A 25,835-nucleotide genomic window follows, 5' to 3' on the forward strand; every position below is an offset into this window, starting at 1 on the left:
CGGACATCCTGCCTTCAATAAAAAAGCAAGCTGCCAAGGCAACCTGCTTGATGTAGTCATTAAACTATCGTTTCCCGTTAGCTTAATCGTTTATTGAAAATGGAATCACAAATTCGCTACATCCCAGACTCCACCTGAACCATGATAGGTCTCAACACTTAGCTCAAACTTTCTTTCACATGAAGTACATTTAAAAATGTGATATAAAACATCACCTGGCCAAGGCTGTCCTTTTTGAAGAGAATAAAAGTCGCAATTACCTTGGATGATCTCCAGCGTTCCTACATATAGAATTTCCTTCACTTGTTCAACAATATTAAAGTATTCGTATGGATGGTCGATACGAATTCTCTCTGAAAAACCATCGCACCTACTGCACATTCCATTACCCCCATACTTTTTACCTTCACTGAAGTATTCGAGGAATGACTGAACTATCCTGCCCGTTAGTTTAATGGAGCTGTACAAATATTTCGGCAATCGGTACATATTCTTAACAACCGACATCACCCCTGTTCTCAATAAAAAAAGCCGCAAACGAATGTTTGCGGACTTCATAATGAATGGATAGTCTGCGACTTGCAACGGCGCAGGCATAGTGTCGCTATGTCATTGCAGGAATAACCGAGTCATTGGGTCATAATAGCCAATTGGCCCGGAGCCTCAACTTAATGCCCTTTATGCCCGATCTTCCCCGCCCGTCAACGCATCGAGCAACTCGTAAAGCGGTACGGTCGCCAAGCCGATGCTCGCGTCGCAACAGCCGTAATAAATGTAAAGCAAACCGTCCACCATGACATTCGCCGTCGGGAAGACGACGTTCGGGAGGACGAGCCCGAATCGCTCGTAGTACGTCTCCGGCTCCATGATCGGATCCCGGATTCTGGCGATTACCCTGCTCGGATCGTCCAGGTCGAGCAGCAAGGCCCCCACCCTGTACACCGAATGAGCATCCACCCCGTGGTAAAGCACGAGCCAGCCCCGGTCGGTCTTCACCGGAGTCGCCGCCGCCCCGATCTTCGTCCCTTCCCATTCCGGGTTCTCCGCGACCGCTACAAGCTCCGGCTCGGTCCATTCGAACAGATCGTCCGAATAACTGATCCAGATGCCCGGCGTATTCGTTCCGTATTTCTCACCTACATACTGCATCGGCCTGCGAAGCAAGGCGAACCGCCCTCCGATTTTCTCCGGAAACAGGGCATTGTCCCTGTCGTCGATCTCCGCCGGCGTCGTATAACAGAGCGGCGTAAACCGGATACCGTCTTCGGACGCCGCGATGCCGGAGCGCGTAATCATTGGCTCTACGCCGTTCTCCCGCCACTCCGGGTAATTGTCCGGGTAGTACGCGGGCAATCCCGTGCCCGTCGGCCAGCAATCGAATCGGTAGGGCTGGAGCGCGTAACACATGTAATAGGTTCCGTCGATGCGGACGACACGGGCGTCCTCCACGCTCCCCCCGGGGAAACCGAGCATGTCGGCGGTGAACACGGGCTCGTCTGCTACGGGCCGGAAATTCACGCCGTCTTCGCTCTCCAGCAAGCCAATGCTCGTCCGGAACGGGCGAAGAGAACCCGCGGCCCGCTCGTACATGTAATACTTACCGTCCGCTTCGACTACGCCCGGATTGAAAACCGCGGCTCGCCTCCATTCAGCTCCTCCGGGCACGACAATCGGGTTATTCTCGTGTCTTGTCAGCTTCATCTTCTTGTCTCCTGTCAGGCCGCGAAGGTTATCCTTTGACCGCTCCGGCGGTCATGCCTTGTATGATATTTTTGTAGAATGCCAGATAGACGGCCATAACCGGAAGAATGGACAGCACCATCGCCGCCATCAAAGTCGTATAATCCGACGTGAACTGGCCGTAGAAGTTCGTCAAGCCGACCGGCAACGTCTTAAGCGACTCCTGGCTGACCAATACGAGCGAGAACGGAAACTCGTTCCACGTATCCAGAAAGGTTAGAATGACGATCGTGGCGATCGCCGGCTTACAGATCGGTAGCAGAATCCGGGTCATCAGATAAGACGTCGAAGCGCCGTCCATATGCGCCGCCTCGTCCAGCTCGGCAGGAACAGTCCGGATGAAACTCTCCAGCAAGAAGATCGGCAGAGGCAATCGAATGGCGATGTAAGGCAGGAACAGCGTGTAGAATTTGTCGTACAATCCGAATTGCTTAAACTGCAAATAGAGAGGCACAATCAGCCCGTATACCGGAATCAGCATGCCGACGATGAAGTACGAGTAGATTCCGTTTCGCCACTTGAAGCGGAATCTGGACAACGCATACGCGACGCAGAACGACAGAAATACGACGACGACGACCGTCGTCACGGTGTTCAAGGCGCTGCTGATGAAGTACTGATACATCTTCCCGTCCACGAAAGCTTTGTAGTAGTTGTGGAATTGCAGCCGATGAGGCAGGGAGACGGAATTCAACATGAACTCGTCCTTGGTTTTGAGGGACGAATACACGATCCAAGCTATCGGAAACACGCAGGCGACGGAGAACGCGAGCATCATCGCGTTAAAGACGAGCTTACCCGATTTGCCTAACAGCATCCTGACGGTCATTTACACTCTCACCTCCGCCAGTCGCTTAAAGATCAGCACGATCCCGAAGCTGATAACAAACATGCCGATCGTCACCGCGCTTCCGTATCCGAGCTGCATGCTCCCGAACGAAGTCTTGTAGGCGTATTGGGCCATTACCATGGAACTGGTTCCGGGTCCTCCGCCCGTCATGACATAAATATGGCTAAACACCAACATGTTCGACGAGATGCACAGCATCACGACGACCTTGATCGTGTCGTAGATCAAAGGGAAGGTAATGTACCGCGCCTTTTTGAACCCCGTGCAGCCGTCCAGTTCGCAAGATTCGTAAATGTCCTTGGGAATACCGTGAACGGCGGAGACGAAGATCATGAGCGGAATTCCGAGATACTGCCAGATCAGCGGAACCGTAACGGAATAGATGACGATCTTCGGGTCGTCCAACCACGGCCGGATGGCGGACTCTAGCCCGATCGACCGCAGGATGGAATTGAGAATCCCATAATCATGACTATAGATCATCTGCCAGACGAAGCCGACGACAACCGCCGATAAAACGACCGGGAAGAAAATAACGGTCCGATGGAGCTCCTTTAGACGAAGCGCCTTAGACATGAATAAAGTCGTCAAGAGGAACGCCAGACTCATCTGGATAATCAACGTCAGGGCGAGAATGATCATATTGTTCTTGAAGGAATGCCAGAACAGGCTGTCGTGAACCAGCAGCGAATAATTGCGAAAGCCGATATAGTTCTTCGTCGGCCCTCCCACCCAATCCGTCAAGCTATAATAGAACGACAATGCCAGCGGAACGATAATGACGAACGTATAGATCGCGACGCTCGGAGCCAGAAGTCCCAGCAATCCGACCCTGGTTATCTTTAAGGAAGAGCTTCGGCTCATTGCGTATGACTCCTTAAACGCCATCCGGGAGACTTGCTCCCCGAATGGCGCCGATTTCTTATTCTAGGTCAATTAACTTTCCTTCTCGTACGCGGCTTGTATCTTCTTAGCCAGATCCTCCGGAGAGACTGCATCGATAAGCAGATCCTGCAAGCCCGCATTCATGACGCTGGTCAATGCCGGACTCAAGTAAGAGTCATAGATCGGAGTGAATTGCAGTTGCGAAGCCAGCTCCGCGTATTTGACGGAAAGCGGGCTTACCTTGCTCTTGTCATATTCCCCTACTTTGAAAGCGGCCGGCTCTCCTTTCTCGGCCAGGCTCTTGGCGAAGCTTTCTCCGCTCATCGCCTTGAGTACCTTCGTGATCGCGTCCTTCTTAGCCGCGTATCCTTTAATGCCAACCGCGTAACCCGAACCAGCTCCGCCCGACGTTGCCCGCGCATTGCCTTTGCCGCCTTCAACGGATGGCAACACGGCGACTTCCGTATTGTCCGCGATTTCCTTCGGCGCGGCGGATACGGCTCCAATGGCCCAGCTACCCTCCATGAACATCGCTGCTTTGCCGTTAAAATACAGCGTCTTCTGCTGATCGTTGTTAATGCTGTTCAAATCCGCGTTGAAGGCGCCCGCCTTCGCCAAATTCTGAAGCGCGGCCAAGCTTTTCACGAAGTCGGGATCAGTAAACTTCGCGCCCGATTTGGCGTTGATGCTCGTGAACCATTCCGTACCCGTGAATCGGTCCCCGAGCGCGCTCAGGACGCACGATTCAGCCACCCACTGCTCCTTGTTGCCAAGAGCGATCGGGGTAATCCCTTTCGCCTTAATCTTGGCGATGGCGTCCTCCAGTTCGGACCACGTCTTCGGGAACGAAGCAAATCCCGCATCGGCGAAAATCTGCTTGTTGTAGTAGACGACGTGGGTAGCAAGCATCGAGAACGGTACGCCGTAAGTATGGCCGCCGCTGCTCAGATCGTTAAACGCCGTACTCAGAAATCCGTCCTTCCACGCCGCATCTTCGCCGAGCGCGTCGTCGAGCGATGCGACCGTCTCGTTCTGAGCGAACATGGCGAGTTCCGAGCCCTTGCTGATGAAAATATCCGGAAGATCGTTGGATGCGGCCAACGTTTTCAGCTTCGTGTAATACGCATTCTGATCGCCGATCGATTCTTCTACCACGACGATGTCGGGATTCTCTTGTTTGAACTTGGCCAACTCCGCTCTAACGGTCACGGCGATGTTCTCCGTACTGTCTTTGGCCCACAAGTTCATGAAGGTGACTTTAACGGGGGCCTTAGCTGGCGAGGAAGCATCGGCCGAAGCCTCAGTTTGGTTTCCGCTTGCCGAAGGCGCGGAATCTTTAGTCGCATCTTTTCCTCCGCAGCCCGCAATCAGGGACATCCCCAAGGCGAGCGCGGCAACCGACATTCCCATCGGTTTCCAAAGTTTTACTTTCATGACTTCCTCCTGTTTTCGCTTCGTATTTTTAACCGTTTTCGTTTGTGCACGCCTTTCATTGTACAGAGGGTATCCCGTATCCAACAGGTAACGTTTCTACAAAAACGTCTGCGAATTATGCGAATATGCCTCGGAATCGCGATTAGGCAAAAATCTCTTTGCCAAACGAAAAATACTGCGTATATAGTAGACTCACAAGCAAAAGGAGGCATTATGCTAAAAATACGGTTCTTCAGCCTACAATACAAATTCATGATCTTCTCCCTGTTGATCGTGCTGATTCCTCTTATTCTTGTAAGCGGATTCTCCTATTTCAAATCCACGAGCGTCATTGAAGAAAAGGTCAGTCTCTCCAACTTCAAAACCGTTCAACAAATCGCGGAGAACATCGACTTCTTCTTTAACGACATGAGCAACTCTGCTCTGAGCCTTTGGCAGAACAAAGAGTTCATGAAATACTTCGCATTCCCGCGAGATGAGGTCGCTCGCTCGCGTAATCACTTGCTTTCCGCGCAAAATGCATTGAACAGGTTCGCCGTCTTCCATACGAACATTTACTCCATCTATGTGAAAGGGATGAACGGACTGGAGTTCGACTCTGCCAGCAGTACCAACACGATCGGCATTCCTTTGCAAAAGCAGCTGTTCTTACTGCGCGGCGAAGGACAGTTTATCGCCGACGAAGTGACGCAATACGACCGCTCCCGATTAAAAGTCATTTCCTACATCAAGGTGCTCAAGGACATCGACAATATCTCCTCCGATCTGGCCATCATCAAAATCAATGTCCAGGAGCAGGAGATTTCCGATATTTACAAGGACAAGCTACTCAGCGGCAACAGCGAATTTTTTATCATCGACGAGCACAAGCGGATCATTTCTTCGCTCGATCAATCCAGAGTCGGTACGACGCTCGACGACAAGTACGATGACCCTCGGCTCTACCTAGACGACAACGGCTACTTCAAAGCGACACTGAATGGCAATCCGTTCATCGAAACCTACTACAGCTTGTCCCGGCCGGGTTGGAAGCTCGTTAATCTCGTACCCATGAACGAGCTGTCCAGTGATGCAAGGATGATTCGCAACGTCACCTTATACGCCGTTCTGAGCAGCTTCGCCCTCTGCTTGCTCATGATCATTCTCTTCTCCCACAAGGTGCTGAGTCCGCTAAACCGAATACGCAAGTCGATGCGTACGCTCGAGAAGGAAAACTTCAACGTCAATATTCCGATAAAGGGGAATGACGAAATTGCGCTGATCGGTACCAGCTTCAACCGGATGTCCAAACGGCTTGGAGAGCTGATCAACGAAGTATACGCGGTGCAGATCAAGCAGAAGGAAGCGGAGCTGAAGGCGCTGCAGGCGCAGATCAATCCCCATTTTCTATACAACACGCTCGATACGATCTATTGGATGTGCCGGATGGAGAAAGCGTTCGAGAGCTCCAATCTGGTGCAAGCTCTCTCTAAGCTGTTCCGGCTCAGTCTGAATAGCGGCAACGAATTGACGACCGTAGACAACGAGATTGAACACCTGAAGTCCTACATTACGATTCAGGAAAAACGCTTCGAGGACCGCATTCGCTTCGACATTCAGGTCTCACCCGACACGCGCTCCTGCCAAGCGGTCAAGCTTGTCCTTCAGCCTCTGGTCGAAAATGCTATCCAGCACGGAATCGAGAAAAAAGGAACGAAGGGTACCGTCCGGATTCGCATCTACCGCAAGGACAACCAATTGGTGTACCGGATTTCCGATGATGGAGCGGGCGCCGAGGAAGCGGAATTGGTGTCCCTGCTCCATAAAGTGGAGCATGATAATCGGGGCTTCGGAATTAAGAACGTCAACGACCGGATTCAACTCAATTTCGGTCAAAGCTTCGGCCTTGACTTTCAGACGGCGCCTGGCAACGGGATGACCGTTATCGTTCGACAACCGTTCATTCTAGGAGGCTAATACGATGATCAAACTATTGCTCGTCGACGACGAACCGATTATTCGCCGAGGAATTCGAACTTCTATCGATTGGGAGGAATATGGGATAGGTATCGTAGGCGAGGCGGCGAACGGAGCGGAGGCCTTGGATCGCTCGCTTCAATTGAAGCCGCAAATCGTAGTGACGGACATTCGCATGCCTTGCATGGATGGACTCGAGCTATCGCGACATCTAAGAAATCAGCTACCCGACACGCGTATTGTGATTCTGAGCGGCTACGAAGATTTCAGTTATGCCAGAGAAGCTCTTTCCATCGGAGTGCAAAACTACTTGCTGAAGCCGGTCGGCGCCGAGGAACTGGTCACGGTTCTTAAGCAACTTAAAGTTGAGATCGAGCAGTTGGAAGCCGGCAAACGCAACCGGCTGTCGCGCGATCTCGTATTTAACGAAAATTATCCCGCGATCAAGTCCGACTTCATCAATCGGATCGTCAAAGGCGGCATCATCGACCCGAATACCGTCTACGAACGCGCGGAACTGCTCAATATTCGGCTAATAGGCCAGCAATACGCGATGGTCGTAATCGATATCGACGACTTCACCATAATGACCGAAGACCTGCCACCGGCCGAACGGGAACTCCTCCGCTTCTCCGTCATGAACGTTGCCGAAGAACTGTTGCTCTCTAAGACGTCGGGTGTGATCTGCTACAGCGAGTTCGATCATCTGATCGGACTCCTCTGCGGTGATAAACTTACGCCGGAGTTCGTCGGTAGCTTGTGCGCGGATATTCGCAGTTGCGTTAGAAAGTATCTAAAGCTGTCCGTCTCCATCGGCATCGGCAGAACCCGTGGTAGCATCGCGGACCTCGACGAAGTCTATGCCGAAGCCTTCGCCGCGTTAAAGACCAAAATCTTCAAAGGAAAGGATAGCCAAATCCTATACGAAGAAGCCGACTCCGCGCTACCGCAAGCCGTGCTCTATCCCTCCGAAGAAGAGAAAGCCATCGTCGGTTGCCTGAAGACGCTAGATACGGCAGGCCTTACAACCGCGATCGATCAAATATTCGACCGCTTCGTGGCCAACCGCACGGATGTCGGAAGGATTCGGAGCATCTGCGGAAGAATGATCCTTGTCTCGGCGAGCGGCATCGAAGAGATGGGCTTCGATACTGGAAGCGTGATCGGAGCAGACTTCAACCCTTATCGGGAGATGGAGCGTTTCGATACGCTCAAGGATTTGCAAGGTTGGATAAATTCATTGCTTCAACGACTGTCAGACCTCGTTCAAGAGAACAAAAACCGGAAGTTCAAAGGTATTATCAAAACGGCGCTACGGTATATGGAGGAAAACTATGCCCGGGATTTGAGCCTCGCCGAAGTGGCCGCCGTCGTCTATGTGACGCCGAACTATTTAAGCCGAATTTTCAAGGAAGAGATGGGCCTCAATTTCGTCGAATGGCTTAACCGCTCTCGCGTAGAAAAAGCCAAAACTCTTCTCGCTGAGCCGGGAGCCAAAACGTACTCCATTGCCGAGAAGGTCGGCTATAGCGACTACAAGTATTTCTCGCAAATGTTTAAACGGTTCGTCGGCTTCTCGCCCAAGGAATACAAGGAGTTCAAATCGCAATAGCCGTTGTTCCGCTAAGTTGGGAGTCTGCGGCTATTCGAATGAGTTAAGAGTTTCCTCGTTGGCGATATTCTGGATATCCTCCGCGCTGATCGAGAAATACCCGTATCCTTCCGCTTCCCTTTTCTTGAGAGCTTTCTCCTTGAAAAATTTCGGACTGCCCTCGCTCGCATCCTCGTCGTAGACGAGGAGGATTCCGTCCGTCTTGCGGAGCAATAGATCGTCTCTCGCGATGAATTGCCACGCCCCGGTATAGGGTTGCTTGCTTACCGCGCCATAGTAATCCAGCCCCTTTAGGACTCCATTATAATATTCTTTACGGTCATCTTTCCATTTCTCGTCGGGATTGACGAACGCCGTCAGGATCGACACTTTGAGCTGCGGATACTGTTTCTTAAGCGCGATCGCCGATTCGCATGCCCATAGGTCGACGCCGTACTGGCCGGGGGAAATGACCCATTCCAATCCTTCTTCCAGCAAGGGAACGAGCCTGGAGACGATCGCCTTCTGAATATAAGGAATGCCTTTATGCTTCTGATCGAAAATACCGAGCTCATGCGCGCGATATCCGGTTACGAGTAAATTTTTCATTCGATTGAGGGTTCTCCTTAGGGCTTGCTTGCGTGGTAAAGCGTTACCTCCATCTTAGCAGAACATTGTCCATCGTTGAACAAATCAGATTCGTCCAGTTCCGTTGTTGCTTTCTCCATTGAGATTCGCGAGGCTATGCGCAATAATGGGGTCAAGATATGCTATTCACGGAGATGAGGGAGACGCCATGCGCAAAGTCAAAGTCGGAGTCATAGGAACGGGACAGATCAGCGGGATCTACTTAAAAAACATGACGGAAACGTTCGACGGCATCCTGGAAGTGAAAGCGGTTGCGGATATGTTACCGGAGCTTGCGCGGAAACGCGCCGAGCAATACGAGATACCGAACGCATGGACCGTGGATGAATTGCTCGCGGATCCCGAGATCGAGCTCGTATTGAACTTGACCGCGCCGTCCGTGCATGCGGCGGTTAACGCTAGGGCCCTTCATGCGGGTAAACACGTGTATACGGAGAAGCCTTTCGCCTTAACGCGCGAAGACGCGGACGAGGTGCTGACGTTGGCCGAAGCCAAAGGTCTGCTCGTCGGCTGCGCGCCGGATACGTTCTTGGGCGCGGGACTCCAAACTTGCCGCAAGCTGATCGACGAGGGCTGGATCGGCACGCCGTACTCCGCTAACGGAACGATTATCATGGGCAATGCTTCGGGCGGAATGCATCCGAATTTTCATAACTTTCTGAAGCTCGGCGGCGATCCCGTCATGGATATGGCTCCTTATTATTTGACGGCATTGATTTTCCTGCTAGGTCCGGTACGCCGCGTATCCGGAACGGCTCAGCAGCTTCGCAGCGAGATCGTCGTCGAGAATCCGAGATCGCCCCGTTACGGAGATACGGTCGCGGTCGAAGCGCCGACCAACGTGTCGGCGGTGCTCGATTTCCACAGCGGAGCCGTAGCCGGCCTGCAAGCCGCGAAAGAGAGCTTCGGTTATACGCCGAGACTCGAGATCTTCGGAACGGAAGGCAACTTGATCTTGCCCGATCCGAATTTCTTCGATGGCCGGATCGCCATTCAATTCCCGAACGGCGAGACGAAAGAGGTGCCCGCCTCCCACGGCTTTACCGAAGATAGCCGAGGGATCGGCTTGGCGGACATGGCTTACGCCATTCGCACCGGACGGCCGCATCGCGCAAGCGGACGGCTTGCCCGCCATGTGCTCGACGTCTCGCTCGGCATTTTCGAGTCCTCTGACCAGGGACGCCATATCGCGATCGCCTCTTCCGTCGATCGGCCGTCTCCGTTGCCGTTAGGATTGAAATATAACCGCTTGGATTAGAAAACTTCCCACAAAGGATGTGTCCGTTCCCATGCCAACGTTTCCGATTGCCGTTCAACCTTATACCGTCCGTGAAGCCATGAGCCAAGATTACGTCGGCACGCTGGAGAAGCTTGCCGCCATCGGCTATTCAGGTATCGAACTCGGCTTGCCGCCCGAGGGGATGACGATTTCCGAGCAGAAGGCGATACTGGACCGTTTGAATCTCCAGGTCGTCGGCGCTCACGCTTCGTTCGACAATCTGGACGTGGATTTCGGAAGACTGACCGATTATCTGCAACAGGTCGGCGGCCGCTACGTCGCGGTGTCGATGCGTTTCGAATCCAAGGAAGACGTACTTCGGAAGTCGGAGCGCTTCAACCGGATCGGAGAGCAATGCCGGAAAGAAGGAGCGACCTTCCTCTATCACAACCACGATTGGGAGTTCGAGCGCTTCGACGGGGAATACGTGCTCGATACGATCCTTCGCACGACTGATCCGGAGTTCGTGAAGCTCGAGCTCGATACGTATTGGGTCCGCAGAGGCGGGGAAGATCCGGCCGCGTATTTAAGCAAGTTAGCGAATCGATGCCCGCTGCTGCATATTAAGGATGTCGAGCCCGGCGAAGAGCAATTTTTCGCGGAGATCGGCGAAGGCACTCTGGATTTCCCCGCGATCGCGGAGATCGCCGCCAAGGTCGCCACTGAATGGCTCGTCGTGGAGCAGGATTCGTCCCGGCGCGATCCGTTCGAGAGCTTGGCGATCAGCCATCGTAACCTGTTGCGCATGGGCTTGGTCGGCTCGCCTGCGAATTAGTCGTAAGAAAGGAAAGGACGATTCGAATATGGTAAATCGGCTTGTGGGTCCCGCCCCGTCGATACGTTCGGCAATTCGTTTGCCCTCTATCCGCGTGCTCGGAGACTTCGTGAAGAAAGCGGGCACGGGTTTGGCGGAACGGGATATTCCCGATTACGAGCTGCTTTATTTTCCGGACGGCAACGGTTCGGTCTACCGGGTTGGCGAGAGGGATTTTTACCTTGACCAACCCTGTTTCGTCGTGACTCGTCCAGGTGAAATCCATAGCTACCGCTACGATTCCCAACATCCGACGCGGCATTTGTTCATCCACTTCTGGCTGCGGGCGTTCCCGGTTTCCTCGCTCCCGCTCCTACAGCCGGAAGGTCCTTCCGTCATTCCGTACGAAGGCGAGTTGCTCGCCTCGATGATGAGGCAGATCATGACGATCGCGCACTTGAAGCCTGACAAGCTGCAGGAACGGGGAAGCCTGCTGCTTCTTACCTTGCTTGCGGAAATACAATCTTTAGCCGACGAAGACGAACCGAACCCCGCGGAAGCGCAAAGATTGCCTCCCCAAGTCCAGAAGGCGCTGGATACGATCGACCTCTCGCTCTCGGACAATCTTACCGTCGACGGCTTGGCCAGAATGGTCGGTTGGACCCCGGAGCATCTATCCCGCTCCTTCGTTCGGCATCTCGGCATGACGCCGAAAGAAACGATCGCGCGACGGAGAATCGATCGGGCATGCCAGCTCCTTCTATACGGACAAATGAGCGTCAAAGAAATCGCGTACGCGGTCGGATTCGGCGACGAGAACTATTTCTGCCGCGTGTTCAAATCGTCGAAAGCGATAACGGCGACGGAATACCGCGCCAAACACTACAACCCGAGATTCGGGGACTTAGCTCCCGCCGGCGAGGGCGAATCGCTCTACCCGGCGAATCGGGTATTTTTCGGGGAACAATCCTGAGAGGAGTCACGGCATGGAAAACCTATTCCCGTTTCGGGCGGCATTGAACGCGTCGACTTTATTCCCCTACCGGCTCGGCATACGAGATCAACTGCAGGTCGCGGCCGAAGCCGGATACAAGGGCATAGAAATCTGGATGAAGGATCTGCAAGCTTACGCGGAGGCCGGCGGCTCCGTTCACGATCTTAAGCGGACGGCCTCCGAACTCGGCATCGAGATCGCGAACGCGATCTCGTTCATTCCCTGGGCGGACGACGATGCTGGCTTACGCTCGCGCGGCAAGCGGCAAACCGAAGAGGAATTGTCCTTGCTCGCCGAGCTTGGCTGTCCCTCCTTCGCCGCGCCGCCCTTAGGCACGGTGGATAATGCGACCTTGGACGAGCTTGCCGTCCGTTACGCGGAGTTGTGCGAGCTCGCGAAAGGATACGGCGTCGCTCCGATCCTCGAATTCTGGGGGCGAGCGAAAAAGCTGTCGCGTCTGAGCGAAGCCGCGTACGTAGCGAAACAGAGCGGAGTGACAGGCGCTACTCTGCTGCTCGATCCGTTCCATATGTACACGGGCGGCAGCTCCGTGAGCGACATCGCGCACCTAAACGGATATCGCATCGGTATCGTGCACGCGAACGATTATCCCGCCAGCCCGGCAAGGGAGACGATCTCCGATGCGGATCGCCTGTTTCCTGGCGAGGGCATCGCTCCATCGTCGGAGCTTGCAAGGTTGCTCCATGCAGCCGGTTATGAAGGCTTCCTGTCTCTCGAGCTGTTCGCGGCCGATTACGGCGGAAGCAGCGCACTCGAGGTCGCGAAGCGCGGCTTAAGCGCCATCAAGCAAACGTATGCGATCTAGTTGCATCGTTCGCGCTATAGCCCCCGTTGGAGTGACATGGGCAAGGTTGCGATGTAAGATAGGAACATGAATGACTTATAGTTCCGAGGCAACCTTAACCCGAAGGAGAGACGTCATGCGATTCATCAGCAATAACGACAATACCGATCCGGCTCTTAACTTGGCGTTGGAAGAATATATTTTACGCTCCATGCCCGACACCGACGATTATTTGCTGTTCTACATTAACGAACCGTCGATCATTATCGGCAAAAACCAGAACACCGTCGAAGAGATCAACGCGGAATACGTGGAACAGAACGACATCCACGTCGTTCGTAGGCTGTCCGGCGGCGGCGCCGTCTACCACGATCTCGGCAACTTGAACTTCAGCTTCATCATGAAGGACGACGGTCAGTCGTTCCATAACTTCAAGAAGTTTACCGAGCCGGTAGTGAGCGCTTTGCGCAAGCTCGGCGTCGATGCAGAGCTAACGGGTCGCAACGACCTCCAGGTCGGCGAACGCAAAATCTCGGGCAACGCGCAATTCTCCACTCGCGGCAAAATGTTCAGTCACGGGACGCTACTGTTCGACTCCGAGATGGACAACGTCTCCTCCGCGCTCAAGTCGAACGCCGAGAAGTACGTTTCCAAGTCCACGAAGTCGATCCGCAGCCGGGTCGCCAATATCTCAGAGTTCCTGCCGGAGCCGATGACGATCGAGCAATTCCGTACGAGCCTGCTATCCTCGCTGTTCGAGGGGGAGCCGGAAATTCCTTATTACGAGCTGACCGAGCAGGACTGGGATAACGTGCGTAGGCTCGCCGACGAGCGTTACCGAAGCTGGGAGTGGAACTACGGCCGTTCTCCTGCGTTTAACATGCGCCAGACCAAACGAATCGAAGGTGCGGGAACGTATGACGTTCGCCTGCTGGTGGAGGAAGGGATCATTAAAGAAGCGACCATCTACGGGGACTTCTTCGGACGCGGAGACAGCTCGGAGCTAGCGGCTAAGCTTGTCGGTACGCGCTACGAAACGGAAACGTTGAGCTCGCTGCTGGAAGGAATCGACTTACCTTACTATCTCGGTCCGATCACGAAGGAACAGTGGCTGGAGCTGCTGCTTTAAGTTGCTGCGTGGATGGAAAGGAAAATAGCGGCCTTCGGGGCCGCTATTTCTGCGTGTTGGGGTTGGTCGGCGGAATTAGAGGCCCTGGGGGACCTTATTTCGGCGAGATCAGGTTGGTTGGCGGCATTAACGGCCCCGGGGGACGTTATTTCCGAGGAATCGGGTTGGTTCGCGGAATTAACGGCCTCGGAGGACGTTATTTCAGCAGAATCGGGTGTATTGGAGGAAATAAGAGCCCCTGAGGACGCTATTTGGACGAAATCTAGTTAGTTGATGGAATAAGGGCCTCGGGGGACGCTATTTCCGCGGAATCGGGTTGGTTGGCGGCATTAACGGCCCCGGGGGACGTTATTTCCGAGGAATCGGGTTGGTTCGCGGAATTAACGGCCTCGGAGGACGCTAGTTCGGCAAAATCTAGTTGGTTGAAGGAACAAGTGTCCCGGAGGGCGTTATTTCGGCGGAATCTAGATGGTTGATGAAATAACGACCCTGAAGGACGTTATTATGCCTGAATCTGGATAAAATCGACCATTTCACCGTTGTTTCAAGTCGAGTCCGGAATGGATTATAGCGTCCCTAAGGGACGTTATTATCTATTCCGGGCAGAATGACGGCCATTCCTATTTCAGCTTCTTTCCCGCCTCTAGCAACCCGATCGATTTCACGATTCGGTTTGCTCTCGTTTCCGCTTTCTTCGCGGAATCGATCCACGTTACGTATTCTTTGCGGTAGGAGTATGCAAGGTCGTCGAAAAACGCTTGAGCTCTTGCGCTCTCGCCGAGCTTCGCGAGAAAATCTTCCGGTACCTCAAGCCCCCGCTCTTCAGTGTCCAGTTCCATCGTCACATCAACGGAATCTCCCTCCGTCACGCCGGATGCGGCGCGTAATGCCTGATTAACGACAAGGTAATGTCTACCGTCGCCATGGGGCATGAGCGAACTTCTGAAGGTGGCTCCGTTGACCGTTCCTTTGACTCTGATCTGCCCTTTACTTCCGAATGTCTCTTCGGCCGGAAATGGAACGGTTAAATACGTCCACGTGCCCGTCCCTTCCGGCCGAATGAGTTTTGCGCTAAAAGCTTTCAAGTAAGCACACTCCTCTGCTTTATCCGCAGTATCTGCTATCTCCAACTCGATCGCTTAACTCTCATATTCCCGTTAGATAAACTACTCCGCGTACCGCTCAAATCAGCTAGCAGCTACCCTTTCAACTAACTCGCAAGCCTCGCTACTACACCTACCGCACATAAACCATCCAGAAAAACTGTTCCTCAAGCTTCCCTAACTCGACTATTCCGATTATCCTCCAAACAACATCATCTTAGCTCGATGAATCCGCTTATCCCACCAAATCATCTTCTTAATTCGACTTCTCCTCTATTCCAACTCATCCGTGTAATGCAATTAGTCAGCTCCCTTTACCTACCCCAACTAATCGCATTGTTTTGCAATTCCGCCACTCCCACCTTAGCCTCTTTCTCTAACCAACCCGACTCTCCGTACGCTAACTCCTTTGAAGCGTCCCCGAAACGATGTTACCTTGGTGCAGAACGGCAAGACGAGGGGCTCTTCGCGCCACTGCTTCCGCAGAGCAGCTCGCTCCGGCCAGCACCATCGAAGCTTCGTCTCCGACTGCGGGCCATACCCGGTTGCCTTCGTCGTCGAGCGGCATGATGCCGCCCGTAATGAAGCCGATCGCACGGGATAAGCCCCGCTCGTCCGACATCCCATACACCTCGGCCAAACGTCCGGCTTTCTCCAGATTGTCGCCGTTGCCGAACGGCGACCAATGATCGGTCAAGCTATCCGTCCCAAGCTCGACCTTCACGCCTTTCCGATGCAGCATCGGAATCGGCATGATGAAGCCTCCGATCGGCACGGTCGAAGCAATCGAGATCCGTGCTTCGGCTAACCGCTCGGCCAACCTCTCCGTATCCGCGGCGACTCCGCCGATGAAACCGAAAGCATGGCTGACCGTCACCCGGCCTTGCCATCCCGCGTCCACCGTCAGATCCGCCAGCCTTTCCATCGTCGCGATCCCGGTCGCTCCTCCCTCATGCAGATGGATGTCGATCCCGGCATTCGTCTCGACGGCAATGTCCATCATCTCCTGCAAGGAGCGCTCCATATCGCCGTCCACGGTCGTCGGGTCAAGTCCGCCGACATGCGTGGCTCCCAGCCGCACCGCTTGCTTCATCAGTTCCGAGGACTTTGCCAACAACAGCCCGTGCTGCGGGAAAGCGACGATCTCGCAACTGACTTGACCCTTGTAGGCGGCCAAAGCTTCCTGAACGGCTTCAAGCCCCTTCAATCCGCTCGTCGGCTCGATATTCACATGTCCGCGAACATGCGTCGACCCGTTGCCAATCAGCAACCCGAGAATCTTTTTCGCCCGCTCGGCGGCAACCGGAAAAAGCTTCGGAAGCAATTCCTTCTCCTCTTCGATCCGGTCGAAAATGCTCCGAACCGGTTTGACCGCCTGCCAAGGACCGCCGAAATAAGTTTTATCCAGATGGATATGCGCGTCTTTGAACGAGGGAAGCAATAAGGCGCCTTTCGCGTCCAGCTTCGGAAGCTCGTCCGCGCTTGGAACGTCACCGATCACGATCTCCGCCACTTTCCCATCGGCAATGCGTAAATGAGCGATGCTCGTCTCCGTTCCTTCTACGGCGCCGCCGTTATCGTATCGATACCCGGTTTCCAACGTTGCGTTAATTAGCCAATAGGTTCTATAGGTCATCGAGAATCTCCCGTCTAAGTTGAATTGAGTTCCTGCTTCGCAAAAACCCCGACTCGGCAAAGGTATGCCGGAATCGGGGTATGTCGCTATGCTTATTATACCATGATTTTGCAGATGTCGTTCGTGAACTCCACCGGGTCTTGAACCGGCAAGCCTTCGATCAGCAACGCTTGGTTGTACAGAAGGCTAGTGTACAGGCTTAGCTTCGTCTTGTCGTTGTCGAAAGCATCCTTCAACGACTTGAACACCTCATGGTCGGTGTTGATCTCGAGCACCTTTTCCGCTTTCACGTCTTGGCCGCTCGGCATCGCCTTGAGCACTTTTTCCATCTCGATCGTCACTTCGCCCTCGGTGGACAAGCAAACCGGATGGGATTTAAGCCGTTTGGAAGCTTTGACGCTCTTCACTTTGCCCGACAAAATGCCTTGCATATATTCGAAGAGGTCCTTGTTGCCGCTAGCTTTTTCCTCGGCTTCCTTCTTGTCGGCTTCCGACTCTTCGATGCCAAGATCGCCGCTGGACACGGATCTGAATTCTTTGTCCTTGTAGGACATGATCATCTTGATCGCGAACTCGTCGATATCGTCGGTGAAGTAGAAAATTTCGTAGCCTTTGTCAGCGACAAGCTCGGTTTGCGGAAGCTTCTCGATGCGCTCGATCGATTCGCCGGACGCGTAGTAGATGTACTTCTGGTCTTCCGGCATTCTTGCTACGTACTCTTCAAGGGACACTAACTTTTTCTCTTTCGAAGAGGAGAACAGAAGCAGATCCTGAAGCACGTCCTTGTTCATGCCGTAGTCGTTGTACACGCCGAATTTCAGCTGTCTGCCAAATGCTTTGTAGAAGCTCTCATACTTCTCGCGCTCGTCCTTAAGCAGGCCTTGCAGCGCGCCCTTGATCTTGCTCTGGATGTTTTTCGCGATCAGCTTTAATTGACGGTCATGCTGCAGGAGTTCCCGCGAAATGTTCAACGATAGATCCTCGGAGTCGACCATCCCTTTTACGAAACCGAAGAAGTCCGGCAGCAGATCCGAGCATTTGTCCATGATCAGAACGCCGTTGGAGTATAGCTCGAGCCCTTTTTCGAATTCTTTCGTGTAGAAATCGAATGGCGTGTTTTCCGGGATAAAAAGAATCGCCTGGTAACGAACCGCGCCGTCCGCGCTCAGGTGAATATGCTTAAGCGGCTTGTCGAAGCCATAGCGCTTCTCGTTGTAGAAATTCGCGTAGTCTTCGTCCTTCAGCTCGCTTTTATTTTTGCGCCAGATCGGGACCATGCTGTTGACCGTCTGCTCTTCCTCGTAGTCCTCGAACTCGTTGTCTTCGCCTTCCTTCGGACGTTTGCCTTTCACGTCCATCTTGATCGGATAACGAATGAAGTCGGAGTATTTCTTGATAATGGCCTTTAAGCGGTACTCTTCAAGAAACTCGTCGTAATTGTCTTCTTCGGCGTTCGGCTTGATCTTCAAGACGATCTCCGTACCTACCGTTACTTTGTCGGCCGGCTCGATCGTGTAGCCTTCCGCGCCTTCGGACTCCCATTTGTAGGCAACGTCGCTGCCGAGCGCTTTGCTCGTTACGGTCAGAACGTCCGCGACCATGAACGCCGAGTAGAACCCGACGCCGAATTGGCCGATGATGTTGTGGCCGTCTTGGGCTTCATTCTCTTTCTTGAACGCGAGCGATCCGCTCTTCGCGATGACGCCGAGGTTGTTCTCGAGCTCTTCCTTCGTCATCCCGATTCCCGTGTCGGAAATCGTAAGCGTGCGATTCGCTTTGTCCGCCGTCACCTTAATGAAGTAATCTTCTTTGTTAAAAACCAACGAATCGTCGGTGAGCGCTTTGTAATAGATTTTGTCTACTGCGTCTGAGGCATTGGAAATGAGCTCCCGGAGGAAAATTTCCTTCTGCGTGTAGATCGAGTTGATCATCATCTCGAGCAATCGCTTTGATTCCGCTTTGAACTCCTGCTTCGCCATCTTAGATCGGTCACCTCGAAGTTATAATTGGATTTATATTTATTTTAGCACTCCTGTAACCTGAGTGCTAACTCTCTTTTTTATACCACTTTCATTTTTCCCGGTCAAGGAGGCGTTTCTTCCGATCGCTTCATCTATGCTTCATTTATCCCTCTGCCTCGTCTACCGAAAGGCGTGGAGACGACTCTACGCAAAGAAGACCCCAGAAACGCGCATGAGCGCAGTTCGAGGGCCTTCCAATTCGTCAGCTTAACGGTTGCATCTTATCGGTTAGTCATTTGCCGGATGACTTGGGCGGCTGCCGTTCGGCTCACCAAGCCTTTCGGATCGAATTTGTTCGAACCTGTGCCCTTCACGATGCCTAAAGCATAGGCAGCGCGTACCGCATCTTGAGCCCAGCTTGCGATGCTGCTCTTATCCGCGAAAACCGTCGAGCCTGCGGGTGCCTTCCTGCCGGACTTCGTTTCGTAGGCGCGTACGATCATGACCGCCATTTCTTCGCGCGTAATCTTGTCTTCCGGCGCGAAATGCTCGATATCTCTGCCGGTGGTGATTCCGGCTTCGCTTGCAGCGGCAATCGCTCCCGCATTAGGATGCTTCGGATCTACATCCGCGAACTTGGCGGTTTCACCGGGGGATAAACCGAGCGCGCGAACGAGCAAAGCTATGAATTCCGCTCTTGTGAGGGAGTCGCTAACGGAAGCAGCTCCTTTCATTCCGAACCTTACGTTATCCATGTACATCGTTCCGGCGAAGTCGCTTTCTACGTCGGCCACGACGACGGTAATATCCCGTAATAACGTGTCCGCGGCGAGCTTCTTATTGTCCGCGATCTTCGTCATATCGAAGGAAACCGCGAAATGGTTGAGTCCGTCTTCCGTCTTGCTCAGTTGATTTAAAGAAGCCAACGGGATGTCGTAATTGTCCGTGGCTTGCGCCCAATACCCTAAGCTAGGCGGAGCGAAAGCGAGATTGATCGAAAGCTTGCCTTTCGTTGCGCGATCCGGTTTCAAGTAGAAATCGAATAATAAGTATCGATTATCGCCGCGAGTGGCGTTAATGCCGCCTAACATAATTCGCGGCGCCGATGCCCATCCATCGGAAGGTTTGACTTCCGGATATGCGACTTCCCAGGAAAGCGCCTTGGAGCCCGCCGCTTCTGCGATCGTTATCGCGCTTTGGACTCCGGAGCTGGCATCCCAACTCCAGCCCTGGCGCGTCGAATCCTCGAATCCGGAAGGAAAAGTCGGCGTCCCTAACGGAGCATGTACGATCGGCTTTTCCACGACGGCACGGTTGCCCGAAACCGTAATATTGTCCAAGGAAATCCAATCGGCGCCCTCCGCGCCGACGAACAAGACGATATTGCTCAACACGCTATGGTCGGCGTCTTCGGCAATCGCCTTGAGGTTAGGCGAATCCTTCTTCGCGATCGTTAAATTAGCTTTGTAAGTCCCATTCTCTTGAACGGCAAAGTCAGAGGCTTGAACTTTTACGGCATTCGTTGGATTTGCCCATCCATACGTCGCGTTCTGCGGTATCGCCGCGATCGATACGTTCGTCGGCTTGGCTGCGATGATGTCCATGGTCAGCTTGTCGGCGCCGAGAATGTTCGGACGCGCGTTTGAATCGTCGGCGGATATCCGAACATTCGCCCAGTAATTGTCCGCAGACACATCATGGCTTCCCGACATTCCCGCTAGCTTCAGGGCTTTGTCTGCATTCGAGACCTTAATGCCCATTACCGGATTATCCGCATTTAAGCCGAACCCTTGCGCGGTTCCGTCGTTAAAGTCCCAGACGACCGTAGAGAACGGCTCTCTTGCAGTCCGGTCTATCGGTTCGTATGTAATTCCTTTAATACGGGAGCGAACGTATTCTCCCGACACGCTAAGCTCCGGAATATCCCACTTCTTATCCGAACCGGGATCCAGCAACGTTGCCTGCGACTTACCCTGTTCGAATGGCGTAAAGGCACCTGAGGTCTCGTTCTTATTCGTCAGCGACCAGTTCACCCAGCTAATATTATTCGCGTTCAAGAAATCGAGCCATTGATCGGCTGTTTGCAGGAATGGGCCGTTATTGCCGCTCGCTTCGCTCGTCCCCCACTCCGTCGAGAACACGGCAGCGCCGTGTTCCAGCGCGTATCTGACATTGCTCATGACGTTGTCCCGATTCGCGGCATCCGCCGCGGGTAGATGCGTCCCGGTGTAGAAATGCACCGAATACATTGTTCGGACATCGGCGGCATGGGTGTTCGGGTCTATTATCGGATCATTAGCGGCCAAATCCGGACGTTGGCTCCAATTCGGGCTACCGACGATGACGATATTGTCGTTGCCGGCCTTGCGCAGCATTCCGACGATCGGTTCCGCGTAAGCCTTAACTTCCTTCCATCCCGACGCATCGTTCGGAATCCCCGGAGCGTTGCTATTCGGCTCGTTCGCCAATTCGTAAAGAACGTGCTTATCGTTCGGATAAAGCTTCGAGATTTCGGAGAAAAATTTCATCGCTCCGGCGTATACGTCCGCGTTCGGATTTCCCGGCGCATGGACATGCCAATCCACGATTACGTACAGATCGTTGGCGATTGCAAAGTCGATCCCGTCCACGACTCGTTGCTTCATTGCTTCAGAGTTCGTCCCATATCCGCCCTCTCCTACGTACATGGCTAGCCGAATAACGTTCGCTTCCCAATCCTTAGCCAACGTCGCGAAAGCGTTATCATTAATAATATCGGGAAACCATTGCAAGCCGTGCGTACTCATGCCCCGCAATTGAATCGGTTTGCCGTTTTGGTCGCATAAGGTTTTCACCCCGTTAATCTTCAGTAGCTGCAGCGCACCGCCCTTGGATGGTTTCACTACCTTGTCGTTCCCGATTAAGTGAGGATTCGCAGCTTCTGAAGCGCTCGGTACATATTGCTTAGACGAGCCCCCGCTATCGTTGCCGGGTTGTTCGGCAGCCGAGCTACTGACGGGAGAGATTGCCAGAACTAAGGATAGAACGATCATTAAGGCCATAATCCGGTTATGAATGATTTTACTCACTATGAACCCCTCCCAAGATCAAGATTCAGTCTGAACTCTTAAAGGCCAATGGTTAAATCGATTCAAAACACTTCCTCCTTATCGCGATTTTTGGAAAACGTTTTCTAAATATTTTGTAAAAAAAGATAATGTTTTGCGGTTTAATGGAGAATTAACCTCAAATCATTATCTTAATTCCGGAAAACGTTTTCTTTTTCTTTAATATAGCTCATGAAAGCCAGGATTTCAATCCCTATAGCTAACGAAATTCGTCTTCATGTTCCTAAGCTTGTCCCTTCAAAATCGCCGCCAATCCGTACGATCGACCTGCAAAAAGTACATCTTGTTTCTCGAATACGGCTCACATCGCGATACTGCCTGCAAACAGTACAGTAGAATGACGGGTATTGGACGCATTAAGAGAATTTCAGCCAAACAGCCTGTAGCAAATGCAGGCTGTTCGGCGAAAATACCGATTTTGGAGCTAAGGTGCTGTATTAAATGCAGGTTGGCTTTCTCACTGTACGCTCTTCTTTGGAAAAACTACCATCCCAGCCCCATATGCCGGATCTCATCTTCCCACAGCCGTCGAAGCCTGCGAACGTGATCGTCCGGCATCGAGCCGTCGCCTGCGGCAATATTTTCGATCAGTTGCGCGCGATTCCTTACTCCCGGAATGACCGTCGATACTTCCGGATGCGCCAAAATAAATCTTAACGCGGCCATCGTCATCGTCGTATCTTGATCGGCGATAAATCCGATTTTCCCGAGAAGATCCGCGCGCTTACCGATGATATCGGACGACCAGCGTTTCCTTACGCCTTCGAATCGACTCTCTTTCGTGTACTTCCCGGACAGCCAACCGGAGTCCAAAGGAATTTTAACGATAATCGCGATATCCTTTTCCTTCGCTATCTTAAACGCTTCCGCAGGCTCTTGGTAGAAAATATTGAACATTACCTCGATAACGCCGACGTTAGTATTATGGATCAGTTCCAGCATTTCCGTACCGGAATCTACCGAGGCTCCGTAGGCTATAATTTTGCCCTCTTTCCGCAGCTCTTCCAACACCTCGTAGTGACCATGTTTTCCGTCCAGATCCTCGAAAGGAGGATTGTGAAGAAGCACGGAATCGACGTACTCCGTCCGAAGCCTCTTCAAGCTTTGTTCTACGGAATCCCGAATGAGACTGGCATCGTAACCTGTGCTTCCGTCTGCCCCGTGACCGAATTTCGTATTAATAACGGCGTCGGCGCGTTTGCCGGCCAATGCTTTTCCTAGAAGCTCCTCGCTTCTCCCTTGTCCGTAATTCGGCGCCGTATCGAAAAACTGCATTCCCCGATCCAATGCCTCGTGCACGAGGGAGATGGCCGCGGCATCCTCCATCGGCTCCCAATCCCGTTGATTACCGAGCTGCCAACCACCGAAACCAATTTCCGAAACCCATTTACCCGTGTTTCCATAGGGTCTTTTTATCATCGTAATCTCTCCTCGCGACTCTGCGGTTTACTTGTGTCTTCTCCCATTATCGCTTAGGAAAGTTATGAAGTAAAAGATCGGTTTGTCTAGACGCGGAGTACGATACGTCCCCTTCCATGACCTTTTTCGCTCCATTCGTGGGCTTGCCTCGCCTCGCTTAACGAGTACGTTTTCTCGATATAGGTTCTGACGACGCCATCGTCGAGCAAGCGGGCGATATCCGTCAAGTCTTGGCTCGTGGCCAGACTTGATCTCATCACTTTAATGCCCAACTCCTGACCCTTCTCTAGTGGAGGTTGTCCGGCAATGGAGATCAAGCTTCCTCCCCGCTTAATGACCGACCAGGAACGGTCTAGCGTCTCTCCTCCGATCGTGTCCAGGACTAGATCGACGTCATCCACGACTTCCTCGAACGGGGTAGACGTATAATCGATCGCGGTTTCCGCCCCCAATGAACGGACAAAATCGATATTGGCGGGGCCAGCCGTACCGATCACTCGAGCTCCCTTCCATATGGCGAATTGGGTAGCGAATAAACCTACCCCTCCCGCGGCGCCATGCACGAGAACGCGATCCCCTGCCTTTACTCCCCCGTCGATTACGATCGTCCGCCATGCGGTCGTCGCTCCCCCGGATATCGTCGCTGCCTCATCGAAGCTTATCGAATCCGGCTTAAGAGCAAGCGCCTCTTCCGGAGCCGTCGTATATTCCGAATACGTCCCCTTGGTGCTTCTTCCGAACACAGCTTGGCCTTTCCTAAACCGGGTAACGTCAGGTCCGATTTCCTCGACGACTCCGGCCAATGCCGTGCCCGGAATGTTAGGGAAGCGCACGGGCATCGGGAAAAGGCCCTTGCGGATTTTCCAATCAACTGGCAGCACGCCGGCCGCGCATACCCGGATAAGCACTTCTCCGGCTTGAGGTTGCGGACGCGGCACCTCTTCCAAGTGCAATACTTCCGAGCCTCCGAATTGATGATATCGGACGGCTTGCATCGTGTTTTCGGACATTCGAATCGATCCTCCTATTGAATAAGGTTTTCATTAATCCTTACGTAGAGTAAACTGTCTATTACAAGGCATAAACATTGTGAGTATACACAGCATTTGAATTAATGTGAGTATACTCAGTAGTTCCAAATCCGTCAAGGAGGATTAAATGAGTACCTCGAGATTACTACCATCGGAGTCGCCCCCGCCGGCCGGGGCCTTGCTGGAACTCTTGATACGAACGACTCATAGGCTTCATCACGAATTCGAGGCGCAGCTGTCCGCTCTCGATATTCCGCCATACCTGACCGGTCCCAGGTTGAGATTGCTCGTAGCCGTATCAGAAGTCGGCAAAATCCGCATGAGCGATCTAGCCGCTAAGCTTGGAATTAAACCGCGTACCGTCACTCAATTCGTCGACGCCCTGGAACAAGAAAACCTCCTGATCCGAATTCCGGATCCCGATGATCGCCGCGCTACTTTCCTGCAGCTTTCCGATATCGCGCCACCCCTAATGACGAAAGCCAGAGCCGCAATGAGCGAGTCGGCCGAGAAAGTTCTTGCGGCGTTCCCTTCCGAAGGACGTACTCAACTGCACGAACTTCTGAACCGGCTTGCACATGGGGTAAGCGGGATCAGCGAAGAGTAGCATTAGCCACGTTAGCCCACGGATACACGCAAACATGAAAGAAGGAGATACTCTTGATCGAGTATCTCCTTCGGCTATTTTCGCCCTTATTTCTTCGCTATGAGCATGAAGCGCTTTGAATTCGTCCGAATCCCTTTTTCCATCCGGTTATCCTCAACGAACTGACGAAGGATTTGAAAATCCGCGTCGGTCTGCCCGAAGTAGGGAACGATCGGCGTATGCTTCAAAAGGAAGATCAAATCTTCCGGAGTCCGATAATATTCGGTAGCGTCGTATTCGTAGGACAGGATATCGGTAAAGCCGGCTTCTCTTAACTCAGTCCTATACCGATTGTGCAACGTACCCTCCTCGGTCCCCTGAGCTTGTCCTCTGCCGAAAGCTTCTTTAAGATTTAATTTATCGCTCTCGCTTACTTGTTGCGTGAGGAACACGCCCTCATCCGTCAATACCCTCGCGACTTCTTGAGCATTGAAGCCCGAATGCCTGCAAGAGACCATGTCGAAAAAGTTCCCTGGGAACATTAGCTTCCCCGCGTCCATCCGGATAAAACGAACATTAGACTTGTTCGAAGCCGCTAAATTACTCGTCGCCGTCTCGACCATACTCTCCGACAGGTCGATTCCAACCAGCAATCGAGCGCAATCGGCGATCGACAGTAACGCTTCTCCCCCGCCTGTGCCAACGTCGAGCAAGAGATCGGTCGGTTTGCAGAGTTCGACGACTTTCTCGTAAAAGTCCCACTTCACGCCCTCGGCGACGACTTTTAATTTGCTGAAGTCCCACCCGTTCGCTTTCCCGACTTTATCGTAAAATTGCTCGTACTCGAGTGAATTCACTTTTCTTCACCTTTTATAGAGGAGTGTAGCGACCGCCAGCTTCGACTCTCTAACACGCTGAGAGCGTCTT

Annotated in this window: 20 protein-coding genes; 8 read left to right on the forward strand and 12 right to left on the reverse strand. The window is 52.9% G+C overall.

Features of this window, described 5'->3' with window-relative positions; genetic code table 11:
- Positions 1-678: 678 nt before the first annotated feature.
- The 4 genes from D7Z26_RS24375 to D7Z26_RS24390 form a co-directional block, all read right to left on the reverse strand.
- Complete coding sequence (locus D7Z26_RS24375) at positions 679-1,701, reverse strand: glycoside hydrolase family 130 protein (RefSeq protein WP_120979642.1); 1,023 nt, start codon at positions 1,699-1,701, stop codon at positions 679-681.
- 28 nt (positions 1,702-1,729) lie between these two features.
- Positions 1,730-2,569, reverse strand: a complete 840-nt coding sequence (locus tag D7Z26_RS24380) for a carbohydrate ABC transporter permease (protein ID WP_120979643.1) — start codon at positions 2,567-2,569, stop codon at positions 1,730-1,732.
- Positions 2,570-3,454: a carbohydrate ABC transporter permease gene (locus D7Z26_RS24385; RefSeq protein ID WP_120979644.1), complete on the reverse strand. Its 885-nt coding sequence runs from the start codon at positions 3,452-3,454 to the stop codon at positions 2,570-2,572.
- A 72-nt stretch (positions 3,455-3,526) separates the two neighbouring features.
- Positions 3,527-4,909 carry an extracellular solute-binding protein gene (locus D7Z26_RS24390; RefSeq protein WP_199731776.1) on the reverse strand — a complete coding sequence of 461 codons (1,383 nt, stop codon included), beginning with the start codon at positions 4,907-4,909 and terminating at the stop codon, positions 3,527-3,529.
- A 213-nt stretch (positions 4,910-5,122) separates the two neighbouring features.
- Here D7Z26_RS24390 and D7Z26_RS24395 point away from each other — a divergent pair, with 213 nt between their 5' ends.
- Together D7Z26_RS24395 and D7Z26_RS24400 are read left to right on the forward strand one after the other, a co-directional pair.
- Positions 5,123-6,865: a sensor histidine kinase gene (locus D7Z26_RS24395; protein WP_120979645.1), complete on the forward strand. Its 1,743-nt coding sequence runs from the start codon at positions 5,123-5,125 to the stop codon at positions 6,863-6,865.
- Positions 6,866-6,869: 4 nt separating this feature from the next.
- Positions 6,870-8,477 carry a response regulator transcription factor gene (locus D7Z26_RS24400; RefSeq protein ID WP_120979646.1) on the forward strand — a complete coding sequence of 536 codons (1,608 nt, stop codon included), beginning with the start codon at positions 6,870-6,872 and terminating at the stop codon, positions 8,475-8,477.
- A gap of 30 nt (positions 8,478-8,507) precedes the next feature.
- Here D7Z26_RS24400 and D7Z26_RS24405 read toward each other — a convergent pair whose 3' ends face one another.
- Positions 8,508-9,065: a DUF1273 domain-containing protein gene (locus tag D7Z26_RS24405; RefSeq protein WP_120979647.1), complete on the reverse strand. Its 558-nt coding sequence runs from the start codon at positions 9,063-9,065 to the stop codon at positions 8,508-8,510.
- Positions 9,066-9,252: 187 nt separating this feature from the next.
- Between D7Z26_RS24405 and D7Z26_RS24410 the strand changes: the two genes are divergently transcribed.
- The 5 genes from D7Z26_RS24410 (at position 9,253) to D7Z26_RS24430 (ending at position 14,065) form a co-directional block, all read left to right on the forward strand.
- Positions 9,253-10,362: a Gfo/Idh/MocA family protein gene (locus D7Z26_RS24410; protein ID WP_120979648.1), complete on the forward strand. Its 1,110-nt coding sequence runs from the start codon at positions 9,253-9,255 to the stop codon at positions 10,360-10,362.
- Positions 10,363-10,393: 31 nt separating this feature from the next.
- On the forward strand, positions 10,394-11,158 hold the full coding sequence (locus D7Z26_RS24415; RefSeq protein ID WP_120979649.1) for a sugar phosphate isomerase/epimerase family protein: 765 nt from the start codon (positions 10,394-10,396) through the stop codon (positions 11,156-11,158).
- A gap of 28 nt (positions 11,159-11,186) precedes the next feature.
- Positions 11,187-12,110 carry a helix-turn-helix domain-containing protein gene (locus D7Z26_RS24420; protein WP_120979650.1) on the forward strand — a complete coding sequence of 308 codons (924 nt, stop codon included), beginning with the start codon at positions 11,187-11,189 and terminating at the stop codon, positions 12,108-12,110.
- Between the two features lie 13 nt (positions 12,111-12,123).
- The gene (locus D7Z26_RS24425) at positions 12,124-12,957 is read left to right on the forward strand and encodes a sugar phosphate isomerase/epimerase family protein (protein ID WP_120979651.1); all 834 of its coding nucleotides are present in this window, start codon (positions 12,124-12,126) and stop codon (positions 12,955-12,957) included.
- A gap of 115 nt (positions 12,958-13,072) precedes the next feature.
- Positions 13,073-14,065: a lipoate--protein ligase gene (locus D7Z26_RS24430; RefSeq protein WP_120979652.1), complete on the forward strand. Its 993-nt coding sequence runs from the start codon at positions 13,073-13,075 to the stop codon at positions 14,063-14,065.
- 620 nt (positions 14,066-14,685) lie between these two features.
- Here D7Z26_RS24430 and D7Z26_RS24440 read toward each other — a convergent pair.
- The 6 genes from D7Z26_RS24440 to D7Z26_RS24465 all read right to left on the reverse strand — a co-directional run bounded on the left by D7Z26_RS24440 (position 14,686) and on the right by D7Z26_RS24465 (position 24,301).
- On the reverse strand, positions 14,686-15,150 hold the full coding sequence (locus D7Z26_RS24440) for a YdeI/OmpD-associated family protein (protein ID WP_147423897.1): 465 nt from the start codon (positions 15,148-15,150) through the stop codon (positions 14,686-14,688).
- Positions 15,151-15,568: 418 nt separating this feature from the next.
- Positions 15,569-16,804: an amidohydrolase family protein gene (locus D7Z26_RS24445; protein ID WP_120979655.1), complete on the reverse strand. Its 1,236-nt coding sequence runs from the start codon at positions 16,802-16,804 to the stop codon at positions 15,569-15,571.
- A 95-nt stretch (positions 16,805-16,899) separates the two neighbouring features.
- Positions 16,900-18,783 (reverse strand): molecular chaperone HtpG, encoded by a 1,884-nt coding sequence (gene htpG, locus D7Z26_RS24450; RefSeq protein WP_120979656.1) that lies wholly within the window; start codon positions 18,781-18,783, stop codon positions 16,900-16,902.
- A 263-nt stretch (positions 18,784-19,046) separates the two neighbouring features.
- Positions 19,047-21,833: a carbohydrate-binding domain-containing protein gene (locus D7Z26_RS24455; RefSeq protein ID WP_120979657.1), complete on the reverse strand. Its 2,787-nt coding sequence runs from the start codon at positions 21,831-21,833 to the stop codon at positions 19,047-19,049.
- A gap of 522 nt (positions 21,834-22,355) precedes the next feature.
- Positions 22,356-23,291 (reverse strand): aldo/keto reductase, encoded by a 936-nt coding sequence (locus tag D7Z26_RS24460; protein WP_120979658.1) that lies wholly within the window; start codon positions 23,289-23,291, stop codon positions 22,356-22,358.
- An 86-nt stretch (positions 23,292-23,377) separates the two neighbouring features.
- Entirely contained in the window at positions 23,378-24,301 is a 924-nt protein-coding gene (locus D7Z26_RS24465) for an NADP-dependent oxidoreductase (protein ID WP_120979659.1), read from the reverse strand.
- Between the two features lie 148 nt (positions 24,302-24,449).
- Here D7Z26_RS24465 and D7Z26_RS24470 point away from each other — a divergent pair, with 148 nt between their 5' ends.
- A complete protein-coding gene (locus D7Z26_RS24470; protein WP_120979660.1) occupies positions 24,450-24,929 on the forward strand; it encodes a MarR family winged helix-turn-helix transcriptional regulator in 480 nt (159 codons plus the stop codon).
- A gap of 86 nt (positions 24,930-25,015) precedes the next feature.
- Here D7Z26_RS24470 and D7Z26_RS24475 read toward each other — a convergent pair whose 3' ends face one another.
- Positions 25,016-25,765: a class I SAM-dependent methyltransferase gene (locus D7Z26_RS24475; protein ID WP_120979661.1), complete on the reverse strand. Its 750-nt coding sequence runs from the start codon at positions 25,763-25,765 to the stop codon at positions 25,016-25,018.
- Positions 25,766-25,835: the final 70 nt, after the last annotated feature.

The organism is Cohnella endophytica (genome assembly GCF_003628305.1).
GTDB classification, from domain to species: domain Bacteria; phylum Bacillota; class Bacilli; order Paenibacillales; family Paenibacillaceae; genus Cohnella; species Cohnella endophytica.